This window comes from Amphiplicatus metriothermophilus, from assembly GCF_900199215.1.
Lineage (GTDB): Bacteria > Pseudomonadota > Alphaproteobacteria > Caulobacterales > Parvularculaceae > Amphiplicatus > Amphiplicatus metriothermophilus.
In genome coordinates, this window is sequence record NZ_FZQA01000012.1 from 1 (window position 1) to 10,471 (window position 10,471).

The window sequence follows — 10,471 nt, forward strand, 5'->3', positions numbered from 1 at the left end:
AAAACAAAGGCCCGCCGATTCGCCGAAAAGGCGAACCGGCGCGTTTTCGAACCGGTCCCGACATTTTTTTCGGGCCGTTCCGGGCGGTTTTTTCGCGCGCGCCGGGCGGCTTTGCGTTTTCCATCGCCTGACGCACGATTGAGGCGGGCGCGCCCGATCGGCTAGGATCGGCTCGCCATTCGGCCCTGCGCGGGCCGCAGCGAGGACGCAGGACGTGGTTGACAGCGCGCGCCGTCGCCGGCGCCGATCGCGAAGCCGCGACGGCGGGGGGTCGGCCGGAGCGCCCAAAGGCGCCGGCCGGCAAGGCGGGGGACAAGCCGGAAAAAACGCGCAAGGCGTCAATGGGACGCCCGCCGCAGAATCCTTATCGGGCGCGGCGCGCCCGGCGCCGGAAAGGCTCGCCGCGCTTGATCTCGGCACCAACAACTGCCGGCTTCTGATCGCCGCCCCGCGCGGGCGGAAACTGCGCATCATCGACGCCTATTCGCGCATCGTGCGTCTGGGCGAGGGGCTCTCCCATACAGGCGTTCTGGCGCCGGCGGCGATGGCGCGCACGCTCGACGCGCTCAAGGCCTGCGCGGAGAAGATCGAAAAGCGCGGGGTGACGCGCCTGCGCTGCATCGCCACCCAGGCCTGCCGGGCGGCCGAAAACGGCGAGGCGTTTCTTGCGCGGGTGAAGGAGGAAACGGGACTCGCCTTCGAGGTGATCTCGGAATCGGAAGAGGCGCGCCTGGCGGTGCGCGGCTGCGCCGAGCTGCTCGATCCCGGCGCGCAGGCCGGGCTGGTCTTCGACATCGGCGGCGGCTCGACGGAGATTTCCTGGATCAGGCCGGGTCGGAACGGGGCCGGGCCCGAGACGGTCGCCTGGGTGTCGCTGCCGGTCGGGGTCGTCAGTTTGTCGGAGCGGTGGAACGGGCGCGAAATCGACGCGCGAACCTATGGGGCGATCGTCGAAGAGGTGCGCAGGATGATCGCCGGTTTCGGCGATCCCGGGGGGCTGCGCGGCCTGTTCGAGCAGGACGCGGCGCATTTCGTCGGCACGTCGGGCACGGTGACCTCGATCGCCGGGGTGCATCTCGGCCTGCCGCGCTACCGACGCGACCGGGTGGACGGGCTCTGGCTCAGCAGCGAGGAGGCCCGGGCGGTCAGCGAACGGCTGCGCGCGATGTCTTTCCACGCGCGTGCGGGCGAGCCTTGCATCGGGCTCGAACGGGCCGATCTGGTGGTGTGCGGCTGCGCGATTCTGGAGGCGCTGCTGCAGGAGTGGCCGGCGCGCCGGATCCGCGTCGCCGATCGCGGGTTGCGCGAGGGGATGCTGGCCGATCTCCTCGACGCGGCGACGAGGGCGCGCCGGCGGCGCAAAAGGGCGCGCGCGCGCCGGGCCGCGGCGAAATGATCGACGGCCAGCGCGCCCGACGGGCGCGCTGGCGCTTCACGACTCGATTTCGCTTCGCTATAGAGCGCCATGGAGCGACGGAAATCGCAATCCAGGGGCCCGACGAAGCCCCGCAAACGGCCCAAAGTCGATCTCGCCAAGACGGCGCTTGGCGAGGTTCCTGAAAAGCGCGGCCTGAAACAGCCTCCGGCCAAGACAAAGACCGGCAAGGGCGCCGCCGCGCCGTCAGGCGGCGGCCAGCGCGAGCTCGCCGTCAATGTGAAGACGGCCAAGCGGCGCAGGCATTCCTCCACGCTCTGGCTCCAGCGCCAGCTCAACGATCCGTATGTGGCGCGGGCCAAGGCGGAAGGCTATCGCTCGCGCGCCGCCTACAAGCTCATCGAGCTCAACGAGCGCTTCGGCCTCATCAAGCCGGGCGCGCGGGTCGTCGATCTCGGCGCGGCCCCCGGCGGATGGAGCCAGGTCGCCGCAAAGGCGGGCGCGGCGAAGGTCGTCGGCATAGACTATCTCGGCATGGATCCCGTGCCGGGCGCCGACATTCTGGAGATGGACTTCCTCGACGCGCAGGCGCCGGCGCGCCTGAAGGCGCTGCTGGGCGGGGAGGCGGACGTCGTGCTGTCCGACATGGCTGCGCCGACCACGGGCCATAAGCCGACCGACCATCTGCGCGTCGTGGCGCTCGCCGAGGCCGCGCTCGCCTTCGCGGTCGACGTGCTGGCGCCGGGCGGATCGTTTGTGTGCAAAGTATTTCAGGGCGGCGCCGAAGGCGAGCTTCTGGCGAGCCTCAAACGAAACTTCGCGACGGTCAAGCACGCCAAGCCGAAAGCGAGCCGGGCGGAATCGCCGGAGATGTATGTGGCGGCGACAGGATTCAGGGGGCGCGCGTGAGGATCTGGGTGTCCAGTCTGGCGAAGGTGCATGAGATGGTCGCCGCAGCGCAGCCGGCGCGCGTCGTAAGCCTTCTCTCGCCCGAGGACAGCTTTCCCGTGCTTGGCGGCTATGACGACGGACGCCATCACAGGATCGGCGTTCACGACATTCGCGAGCCGATGGACGGACTTGTCGCGCCGGACGGCGATCACGTGCGCGCGCTGATCGGGTTTCTCGAAGGCTGGCGGCCCGAAGCCCCGCTGCTCGTGCACTGCTGGGCCGGCGTTTCGCGCTCGACGGCGACGGCTTTCATCGCCGCCTGCCTGCATAATCCCGATACGGATGAGCATGAGATCGCGATGACGCTGCGCGCCGCCTCGCCTACGGCATGGCCCAACGCGCGCATCGTCGCCTTCGCGGACGAGCTGCTCGCGCGAAAGGGCCGCATGATCGAGGCGGTCGAGGCGATCGGGCCTGGCGCGCCGGCGCTCGAGGCGGAGCCTTTCGCCATTCCGGCGCGCTTCGGCGCGCGGCCGGTTTCGCCCGCCGACGAAGAGCAGCAAGGGAGGGGCCGATGAACGCCGTCTTAAAAGGGGGGATCGCCGCCGGCCTTGTCGGCGGCGCGCTCGATCTCCTCGCCGCGTCAGTCATTTATCCGCTCATGGAGGGTTTTCCGGCGATCCGGGTTCCGCAGTCGATCGCCAGCGGCGTGATGGGCGCGGCTGCGTATGAAGGCGGCGTCGCGACAGCGCTTCTGGGGACGGGGCTGCATTTTCTGATCGCGCTTTTCGCCGGCCTCGCGCTCGCCGCCGGAATGAGTCTTTACGAACCGCTGCGGCGGATGGCTTTTGCGACGGGCGCCGTGTTCGGCGCGGCGATGTACGTGTTCATGAACTACGTCGTCGTTCCCGTCTCGCGCGCCGTCGTCGGCGAGCCCGATGCGACCCGGATCGCGATCGGCGTTCTCATTCATCTCTTCCTGTTCGGCGTTCCGATGGCCTATGTCGCGCGCCGATTTCTGACTGCGAAAGGCTGAACTCATGGAAATTCGCGAAGCGCTCACATTCGACGACGTGCTCCTGGAGCCTGGCGCATCAGAGGTGATGCCCTCCGAGGTTTCGACCCGCGCGCGGCTGACGCGCGAGATCGTCATGAACATCCCGATCCTGTCATCGGCGATGGACACCGTCACCGAGGCGGAAATGGCGATCGCGATGGCGCAGAACGGCGGCCTCGGCGTGCTTCACCGCAACCTGTCGACGGAGGAGCAGGCCGAGCATGTGCGCCGGGTGAAGCGTTTCGAAAGCGGCATGGTGGTGAACCCGCTCACCCTGACGCCGGAGGCGACGTTGGCCGAAGCCTGGCGCATCATGGACGAGAAGAAGATCTCCGGCTTTCCCGTGGTCGAAAATCGCGACGCCAACGGCGTCGGCAAGCTCGTCGGCATCCTGACGAACCGCGACATGCGCTTCGCCGCCGACCCGAACCAGAAAGTCGCCGAGCTGATGACCCGGGAAGGGCTCGTCACAGTCAAGCCCCATGCGAGCCGCGAGGAGATCATACGGCTTTTGCACAGGCACCGCATCGAGCGTTTGATCGTTGTCGATGACGACTATCGCTGCATCGGACTCATCACGGTCAAGGACATCGAGAAGGCGCAGAAATATCCGCATGCGTGCAAGGACGCCGAAGGCCGCCTGCGGGTGGCGGCCGCCTCGTCGGTCGGCGAGACGGGCTATGAGCGCGTCGAGGCGCTGATCGACGCCGGCTGCGACGTCGTCGTGATCGACACGGCTCACGGCCATTCGGCGAAAGTGATCGAGCAGGTCGCGCGCATCAAGCGCGCCTCCAACGCGACGCAGGTGATCGCCGGCAACGTGGCGACCTATGACGGCGCGCGGGCGCTGATCGACGCCGGCGCCGACGCGGTCAAGGTCGGCATCGGGCCGGGCTCGATCTGCACCACGCGCATCGTCGCCGGCGTCGGCGTGCCGCAGCTCACCGCCGTCATGGATGCGGCGCGCGCGGGGCGCGCGGCGGGCGTTCCGGTCATCGCCGACGGCGGAGTCAAATATTCCGGCGACATCGCCAAGGCGCTCGCGGCGGGCGCCGATGCGGTGATGGTCGGCTCGCTGCTCGCCGGCACGGAGGAGGCGCCAGGCGAGACCTTTCTCTATCAGGGCCGTCCGTACAAGGCCTATCGCGGCATGGGCTCGATCAGCGCCATGGCGCGCGGCTCCGCCGACCGCTATTTTCAGGCCGACGTGCAGGAGCAGATGAAGCTGGTGCCCGAGGGCATCGAGGGACAGACGCCCTACAAGGGGCCGGTCGCCCCGATCCTGCATCAACTCGTCGGGGGCTTGCGCGCGGCGATGGGTTATGTCGGGGCGGCGAGCATCGAGGAGCTGCAAAAGCGCGCGCGCTTCGTCAAGATCACCAATGCGGGCCTTCGCGAGTCTCACGTCCATGACGTGCAGATCACCCGCGAGGCGCCGAATTATCCGACATCGGCGCGATGACCTACGACGAGTTCAACGCCTTCTGCCGGTCGCTTCCGGCGACGACGCATGTCGTGCAATGGGGCGGGGCGCATGTATGGAAAGTCGGCGGCAAGGTCTTCGCGATCGGCGGCTGGGATGAAGCCGGCGCGCCGGCTTTCGTCTTCAAGGCGTCGGACATCGCCTATGAAATGCTCAAGGACCGTCCCGGTCTGCGCCCGGCGCCCTATTTCGCCTCGCGCGGGATGAAGTGGATTCAGCATTACGGAAAGCCGGGGCTTTCCGACCGCGAGCTCGAAAGCTATCTCGCCGAATCCCATCGGCTCGCCTCGCTCGGTCTGACGAAAAAGAAGCGCCGGGAGCTCGGTCTGGATCAGGACGTGCGATGAGACTTTCAGGCCGCGTATCCGCTGCAATCGAAATCCTGACGGACTTCGACGCCCGCCGCGTTCCCCTCAAGACCGCCATGCAGGACTGGGCGCGCGGGGCGCGCTACGCCGGCGCGAAGGATCGCGCGTGGATTTCGGGCCTTTGCCTCGACGCGCTCAGGCGGCGGGCCTCGCTCGTCCATGCGATGGACGCGGACAGCCCGCGCGCGCTTGTTCTCGGCGCGCTGCGATTCGTATGGGGCGCGTCGGCCGATGAAATCGCGGCGCTGGCCGCGGAGGAGCCGCACGGGCCGGGCGCGCTGAGTGCGGAGGAGGAAGAAAAACTCCGCTCATCCCGATGCGGGCCGGAATCCGGCCAGGCGCGGGCAGAAGCGGTTCCGCCGCATGTCGCGGGCGACTTTCCGGCGTGGACGACGCCGATGATGGTCCGCGCTTTCGGCCAACGCGCCGCCGAAGAAGGCGCCGCGCTGGCCGCGCGCGCCGACGTGGACCTGCGGATCAACACGCTCAAGACGACGCCGGAAAAGGCGCTCGCCGCGCTGAAGGCGGTGAAGGGCGAAGCGCTCCCTCTGCTGACGACCGCCGCGCGCATCAACGCGCCCGACCCGCGCGAGAAGGTGCCGGCCGTCACGGTCATTCCCGCCTTCAACAGGGGCTGGGTCGAGGTGCAGGATCTCGGCTCGCAGATCGCCGCGGCCGCGGCGGGCGCGGTCAGGGGCGCGCAGGTTCTCGACTTCTGCGCCGGCGGCGGCGGCAAGACGCTCGCGCTGGCCGCGCTGATGGAGAACACCAGCCAGCTTTACGCCTGGGACCGCGACGCGCGCCGCCTGAAGCCGCTTTATCACCGCGCGAAACGGGCGGGCGCGCGCAATCTCCAGATCATCAATCCGGTTACGGACAAAGAAGCGCTCGCCGCGCTTGCCGGCAGGATGGACGTCGTCTTCGTCGACGCGCCGTGCACCGGATCGGGCGTATGGCGCCGGCATCCGGACGCGAAATGGCGCCTCGCGCCCGATCAGCTCGAACGGCGCATGAAGGAGCAGGATGCGGTTCTCGCCGAGGCCGCCCGATTCGTGAAGCCGGGCGGCAGGCTCGTCTACGTCACCTGTTCGCTGTTCATGGAGGAGAACGAGGACCGCCTCGCGGCGTTTCTCGAAGCCCATCCGGGTTTCGCGCGGACGCGCGCGCTAGACGCGCTCGCCGCTTCAGGACTGTTGACCAAGGAGGGGCGCGCGGCGCTCGCGCGCTGCGAGACCCCGGACGGCGCGCTGCGCGTCACGCCGGCGCGCATTTCTTCAGACGGATTTTTTGTCGCGACTCTTCAATGGACCCGTTAAGACCCGACCCATGACCCTTGATCCTCACGCCGCCCAGCACGAACGGGCCCTCATCGTCGATTTCGGCAGCCAGGTGACGCAGCTCATCGCGCGCCGTCTGCGCGAGCTCGGCGTCTATTGCGAGATCCATCCCTTCAACCGGGTGAGCGAGGCGTTTCTCGCCGAATTCGCGCCGAAGGCGGTTATCCTCTCGGGCGGGCCGGCGAGCGTCAAGGCCGAAACGAGCCCGCGCGCGCCCGAAGCGATCTTCCGTCTCGGCGTTCCGATCCTCGGCATCTGCTACGGCGAACAGACGATCTGCGCCCAGCTGGGCGGGGAGGTCGAAAGCGCCGACCATCGCGAGTTCGGCCGCGCCGAGGTCGAGGTCGTCGCCGACAGCCCGCTCTTCCAAGGCGTGTGGGAGCGGGGCCGGCGTTATCCGGTCTGGATGAGTCACGGCGACAGGGTGAACGCGCTGCCTGAAGGCTTCGAGCCGATCGCGAAATCGCCCGGCGCGCCTTTCGCGGCGATTCACAACCCTGCGCGGAACATCTACGCGGTGCAGTTCCACCCGGAGGTCGCGCATACGCCCGATGGGGCGAAGCTGTTGCGCAATTTCGCGCTCAACATCGCCGGGCTGAAGGGCGACTGGACCATGGCCGCCTTCCGCGACGAGGCGATCAGGGAGATCAGAAAGCAGGTCGGCGCAGGGCGCGTGATCTGCGGGCTTTCCGGCGGCGTCGATTCGTCCGTGGCCGCGGTCCTCATTCACGAGGCGGTCGGCGAGCAGCTGACCTGCGTCTTCGTCGACACGGGCCTCATGCGCGCAGGCGAGGGCGAGGAAGTCGTGCGCCTCTTCCGCGAACGCTACAACATTCCGCTCATTCATGTGCAGGCGGAGGAACTGTTCCTTGGCAAGCTCAAGGGCGTCGAGGATCCGGAAAAAAAACGCAAGATCATCGGCGCGACCTTCATCGACGTGTTCGAGGCGGAAGCGAAGAAGGTGGGCGACGCGGAATTTCTCGCCCAGGGCACGCTTTACCCCGACGTGATCGAAAGCGTCTCTTTCGACGGCGGCCCGTCGGTGACGATCAAGTCGCATCATAATGTGGGCGGCCTGCCGGAGCGGATGAATCTCAAGCTCGTCGAGCCGTTGCGCGAGCTTTTCAAGGACGAGGTGAGGGCGCTCGGTCGGGAACTCGGCCTGCCGGCGCATTTCGTCGGCCGCCATCCCTTTCCTGGGCCGGGCCTCGCCATCCGCATCCCCGGCGAGGTGACGAAGGAGAAGGCCGACATCCTGCGCAAGGCCGACGCGATCTATCTCGACGAGATCCGCAAGGCCGGCCTTTACGACGAGATCTGGCAGGCCTTCGCAGTGCTGCTGCCGGTGCGCACGGTCGGCGTGATGGGCGACGAGCGGACCTACGACTACGTGCTCGCCTTGCGGGCCGTCACCTCCACCGACGGCATGACGGCGGATTATTATCCGTTCACGCACGACTTTCTGGGCCGGATCTCGACCCGCCTCATCAACGAAGTGCGCGGCGTCAACCGCGTCGTCTACGACGTGACCTCAAAGCCGCCGGGGACCATCGAGTGGGAATGATTCAGGCCATGCCGAGCGTATCCGGCAACACGCCAGAACTTGACATAACTATCTGAAATCAAAAGAAAATGACTCGTCACCTTTCGTGAACTATCGGCCCGCAAGCATTACGAATGACGGACTGTGTGACGGACCTCTGAAACCTTGCTACTGATGGAAATTGAAAGTACCGTCAGCGATGTGAAAGCCGCTGACGGACTTTTTTCAAGTTCATCACATTGAAAACAAACGAAAATTTCTGTTCAGAAGGTGCCAAAATCGCCTGACGGACATTTCAGCGGCTTTCCCTCGTTTTTCGACCGATTCCGGAGGGAAAATGCTGACCGACACAGCCCTTAAGGCTCTGAAGCCACGAGACAAAAAATACAAGGTGACGGATCGCGACGGCATGTACGTGCTCGTGATGCCGACGGGGGCCATCAGCTTTCGCTATGATTACCGTCTGAACGGCCGCCGTGAGACGGTAATTCTCGGGCGATACGGACCGGCCGGACTGTCTCTGGCCCGAGCGCGCGAAAAGCTGATCGATGCGAAGCGGGCGGTACAGGAGGGTCGCTCTCCGGCGCGGGAGAAGCAGCAGCAAAAGCGACGCTTGAAGGAAGCGAAGAGCTTCGATGAGTTCGGCGAGCGCTATTTTCAGGAGGCGTCAATGGCCGACAGTACGCGAGCCATGCGTCGGACGATCTATGAGCGCGATATCCTGCCCAAGTTCCGCAAGAGGCTGCTCACCGAGATCGAGCCTGATGACCTCCGGGCGCTGTGCGGCAAAGTGAAGGACAGGGGCGCTCCCGCGACCGCGATCCACGTCCGCGACATCGTCAAACAGATCTACGGGTTCGCCATCCTGCATGGCGAGAAAGTCGCCAATCCGGCTGACGAGGTTGGCCCTTCATCGATCGCGACCTTCGTGCCGAAAGACCGGGCGCTGTCACCGGCGGAGATCCGCATCATGCTCAATCAGCTTGAGCATGTGGCAACGCTGCCGACGATCCGGCTAGGTCTGAAGCTGATCCTTCTGACGATGGTCCGTAAGAGCGAGTTGCAGAACGCGACCTGGGAAGAGGTGGATTTCGAGAATGCGGTGTGGTCGATCCCGAAGGAGCGCATGAAGCGGTCGAAGCCGCACAACGTCTACCTGGCACAGCAGGCACTCGACATTCTGGTCGCCCTAAAGACCTGCTCCGGAAACTCCAAGTATCTCCTTCCGTCGCGGTATGATGCCGACGCGCCAATGTCGCGGGCAACGTTCAATCGCGTTACAATGGCCGTCATTAAACGAGCAAGAGAACAAGATCTGCCGTTAGAGCCGTTCACGGTTCACGACCTGCGCCGCACCGGGTCGACGCTTCTGAACGAGATCGGCTTCAACAGCGATTGGATCGAAAAGTGCTTGGCACACGAGGATGGCCGTTCGTCCCGGGGTGTCTACAACAAAGCCGAATACGAGCATCAGCGTCGGCACATGCTGCAGGAATGGGCCAATCTGGTGGACGCTTGGGCGGCCGGGCAGAAATATGCGCCCACCCTCTATCCACCATCAATGGAGTTGCTGACTCCCGATCCTAGCGTCTGACGGGGCGGGTCTTCCGCAGGCGGACATCGGGCATGGGCGCGCGCCGCGTGGCCTTGGCGTCGGACGCCCGGCGCCGCTCTTCGAGCCAGTCCTCCACTTCCGCCAGGTCCCAGACCACACAACGGGATGTCAGATAGAATCGCTGGGGAAACTCCCCGCGCTGCTCCATCTCGTAGATGGTCGTGTCGGCGAGAGGCACGATTTCGCGAAGTTGGTGTCGCCTGATGGTTCGCCTAATGGTTGGCTCCGCAGGCCGGGTCATAAGTGCTCTCCTCAAAACGAAAGTCTTCTCGATAGAAAGCGATGGTATCGGTGTTATGGAAGACTCCGTTTAAAGCTGTGCGGCAAACGGAAAGTATGGCGTAGAAATCGGATGGTGCGATCGCCGCGATGCCACCCTTCTCGTGAGGCTTAACATATGATCATGAGGCGGCCGCGCCAGCTCGAGGCGCTCTTCTTCGGTGGCTGCCTTGCACGCTGCCCTCCGAAGGTAGAGGTCTCAGGTTCGAATCCTGATGGGTGCGCCACTTCCTATTGAAATCCAATGATATGCACTGTCCGGGTGGTCGTTAGCACAACGAGCCCGCGGAAATGGTCGCGCACCACTATGGCCGTTTCCTGCCACAGGACAAGGCGGCTCTCGCCGCGCAGATCTTGAACCAAGTCTGGGAAGCTGCGTAGCTGAGTCTTCACCAGGCCCGGAAACGATTGCTGACCTGCTCCCCTGAAACCTCCCCACTCTGAGGTTAGTCTGTTCCTCGACAGAGGAGACGGACGATGAAGCGCAGCAGGTTCAGCGAAGAACAGATCATTGGCATTCTGA

Annotated in this window: 11 protein-coding genes; 9 read left to right on the forward strand and 2 right to left on the reverse strand. The window is 65.6% G+C overall.

The genetic code is table 11. The features are described from left to right. Positions 1-214 precede the first annotated feature (214 nt). The 9 genes from CHB64_RS14825 (at position 215) to CHB64_RS14865 (ending at position 9,648) form a co-directional block, all read left to right on the forward strand. Positions 215-1,396: a Ppx/GppA phosphatase family protein gene (locus CHB64_RS14825; protein WP_159462527.1), complete on the forward strand. Its 1,182-nt coding sequence runs from the start codon at positions 215-217 to the stop codon at positions 1,394-1,396. A gap of 69 nt (positions 1,397-1,465) precedes the next feature. Further along, the gene (locus CHB64_RS14830; RefSeq protein ID WP_089413414.1) at positions 1,466-2,284 is read left to right on the forward strand and encodes an RlmE family RNA methyltransferase; all 819 of its coding nucleotides are present in this window, start codon (positions 1,466-1,468) and stop codon (positions 2,282-2,284) included. Beyond that, complete coding sequence (locus CHB64_RS14835) at positions 2,281-2,844, forward strand: tyrosine phosphatase family protein (RefSeq protein WP_183234059.1); 564 nt, start codon at positions 2,281-2,283, stop codon at positions 2,842-2,844. Before CHB64_RS14830 ends, CHB64_RS14835 begins: the two co-directional genes overlap by 4 nt. Next, positions 2,841-3,302 carry a hypothetical protein gene (locus CHB64_RS14840; RefSeq protein WP_089413415.1) on the forward strand — a complete coding sequence of 154 codons (462 nt, stop codon included), beginning with the start codon at positions 2,841-2,843 and terminating at the stop codon, positions 3,300-3,302. Before CHB64_RS14835 ends, CHB64_RS14840 begins: the two co-directional genes overlap by 4 nt. Positions 3,303-3,306: 4 nt before the next feature. Next, positions 3,307-4,785 carry an IMP dehydrogenase gene (gene guaB / locus CHB64_RS14845; RefSeq protein ID WP_089413416.1) on the forward strand — a complete coding sequence of 493 codons (1,479 nt, stop codon included), beginning with the start codon at positions 3,307-3,309 and terminating at the stop codon, positions 4,783-4,785. Next, positions 4,782-5,153 (forward strand): MmcQ/YjbR family DNA-binding protein, encoded by a 372-nt coding sequence (locus CHB64_RS14850; RefSeq protein WP_089413417.1) that lies wholly within the window; start codon positions 4,782-4,784, stop codon positions 5,151-5,153. The genes guaB and CHB64_RS14850 overlap by 4 nt, the downstream gene beginning before the upstream one ends. Continuing rightward, positions 5,150-6,490, forward strand: coding sequence for an RsmB/NOP family class I SAM-dependent RNA methyltransferase (locus CHB64_RS14855; RefSeq protein ID WP_089413418.1), 1,341 nt, complete (start codon positions 5,150-5,152; stop codon positions 6,488-6,490). The genes CHB64_RS14850 and CHB64_RS14855 overlap by 4 nt, the downstream gene beginning before the upstream one ends. A 10-nt stretch (positions 6,491-6,500) precedes the next feature. After that, positions 6,501-8,075, forward strand: a complete 1,575-nt coding sequence (gene guaA / locus CHB64_RS14860) for a glutamine-hydrolyzing GMP synthase (RefSeq protein ID WP_089413419.1) — start codon at positions 6,501-6,503, stop codon at positions 8,073-8,075. 316 nt (positions 8,076-8,391) lie between these two features. Further along, positions 8,392-9,648, forward strand: coding sequence for a tyrosine-type recombinase/integrase (locus tag CHB64_RS14865; protein ID WP_089413420.1), 1,257 nt, complete (start codon positions 8,392-8,394; stop codon positions 9,646-9,648). Here the strand turns inward: CHB64_RS14865 and CHB64_RS14870 are convergent. Next, complete coding sequence (locus CHB64_RS14870; protein ID WP_089413421.1) at positions 9,638-9,910, reverse strand: helix-turn-helix transcriptional regulator; 273 nt, start codon at positions 9,908-9,910, stop codon at positions 9,638-9,640. The two genes, CHB64_RS14865 and CHB64_RS14870, sit on opposite strands and share 11 nt — an antisense overlap. 269 nt (positions 9,911-10,179) lie before the next feature. Beyond that, the coding region (locus CHB64_RS15580) for a hypothetical protein (RefSeq protein ID WP_221401148.1) at positions 10,180-10,471 on the reverse strand (292 nt) is incomplete at its 5' end.

Bases quoted from the DNA above. Each gene is read 5' to 3' on its own strand.
- CHB64_RS14830 (WP_089413414.1), top strand. From the start codon at position 1,466: ATGGAGCGACGGAAATCGCAATCCAGGGGCCCGACGAAGCCCCGCAAA.
- CHB64_RS14840 (WP_089413415.1), top strand. From the start codon at position 2,841: ATGAACGCCGTCTTAAAAGGGGGGATCGCCGCCGGCCTTGTCGGCGGC.
- guaB (WP_089413416.1), top strand. From the start codon at position 3,307: ATGGAAATTCGCGAAGCGCTCACATTCGACGACGTGCTCCTGGAGCCT.
- CHB64_RS14850 (WP_089413417.1), top strand. From the start codon at position 4,782: ATGACCTACGACGAGTTCAACGCCTTCTGCCGGTCGCTTCCGGCGACG.
- CHB64_RS14855 (WP_089413418.1), top strand. From the start codon at position 5,150: ATGAGACTTTCAGGCCGCGTATCCGCTGCAATCGAAATCCTGACGGAC.
- guaA (WP_089413419.1), top strand. From the start codon at position 6,501: ATGACCCTTGATCCTCACGCCGCCCAGCACGAACGGGCCCTCATCGTC.
- CHB64_RS14865 (WP_089413420.1), top strand. From the start codon at position 8,392: ATGCTGACCGACACAGCCCTTAAGGCTCTGAAGCCACGAGACAAAAAA.
- CHB64_RS14870 (WP_089413421.1), bottom strand. From the start codon at position 9,910: ATGACCCGGCCTGCGGAGCCAACCATTAGGCGAACCATCAGGCGACAC.